Origin of the sequence: Actinoplanes sp. NPDC049599 (assembly GCF_044465625.1) — a bacterium.
Taxonomy (GTDB): Bacteria; Actinomycetota; Actinomycetes; order Mycobacteriales; family Micromonosporaceae; genus Actinoplanes.
Genome location: NZ_JBITLX010000098.1, coordinates 1 through 1,031, shown reverse-complemented (window position 1 = coordinate 1,031; position 1,031 = coordinate 1). Strand labels below are relative to the sequence as shown.

The 1,031-nt window shown below is 67.9% G+C and carries 2 protein-coding genes; both read right to left on the bottom strand.

The window, feature by feature from the left end:
* Window positions 1–684: (2Fe-2S)-binding protein (locus ACIBQZ_RS43405; protein WP_396094807.1), on the bottom strand; the 684-nt coding region annotated here is incomplete at its 3' end.
* On the bottom strand, window positions 681–947 hold the full coding sequence (locus ACIBQZ_RS43400; RefSeq protein WP_396094806.1) for a sarcosine oxidase subunit delta: 267 nt from the start codon (window positions 945–947) through the stop codon (window positions 681–683). The genes ACIBQZ_RS43400 and ACIBQZ_RS43405, both read right to left, overlap by 4 nt.
* Window positions 948–1,031 lie beyond the last annotated feature (84 nt).

Below are 1,031 nucleotides of genomic sequence, written 5' to 3'. Positions count from 1 at the left end.
ACGGTCGTTGTTCTCGAACACCAGAGGACGCTGCCGGGCGCCGGTGGCCAGCACGACCTGCTGGGCCCGGACATGCCACACCCGTCCGCCGCGCGGCAGGCGTTCCAGCACCAAAAGGTAGTTCTGATCGTAATAACCGAACACCGAGGAATGGGAGAGCACAGTCAGTTCCGGGCGTTCGGCAAAGGCATCGATCAGGTCGACGGTCCATTCGTCGAGGATGCTGAGACTGCCGCCCAAGGTGGGCTGATCGTCCACCAGCAACACCCGGGCGCCCCCGGCCGATGCGGTCAGGGCGGCGGCCATCCCGGCCGGTCCGCCCCCGACCACGAGGACATCGGTGTGCACGAACTTCTTGTCGTGGAAGGCGCTGTCGGGTTCCGTTTCCAGCCGCCCGATTCCGCTGAGCGTGCGGACCTTCATGCCCTCCGTCACCTCGACGACGGTGGCCGGGAGCACCTCGCCCCCGTCCGCCTGGATCAGGGCGTTGGGCTCGGTCAGATCGGCGGTCAGCAACCCTCGGGCCCGACCTCGGTAGATCGACGGACCTACCTTGAGGACATCGGCGGCCACCAGTGCGGAGGCCACGGTGTCGCCTTCTACGGCGGGGTATTCGACGCCGTTCACGCTGAAGCTGAGCGGGGGGCGGAGGTCCACCGGAGCGCGGGGCGGCAGGCGGGTCACGGCGTTTCTCCCGGCTTGTAGATGCGGAGGAACTCGTTGCTCACGGTGTCCCGTACGGCGTTGAACCAGCGTCGGCATCCGGCCGAGTGCACCCAGCGCTCGGCGAACAAGCCCTTGGGGTTGTCCCGGAAGAACAGGTACTGAGCCCATTCCGCGTCACTGATCTCGTCCTGGTTCGCGGGGTAGGCGACGTGCGCCTGGCCGCCGTAGCCGAACTCGGTCTCCTCGCGGGGCCCGCACCAGGGGCAACTGATCAGCAGCATCAGTGAGCCACCGCCGCGGCGCCGTGCTCGTCGATCAGCGCGCCGGTGGTGAACCGGTCCAGCCCGAACGGCTCGTTCAGCTCG

What these genes read in the sequence shown, in the direction of transcription:
- ACIBQZ_RS43400 (WP_396094806.1), bottom strand. Translation starts at nt 947, where the DNA reads ATGCTGCTGATCAGTTGCCCCTGGTGCGGGCCCCGCGAGGAGACCGAG.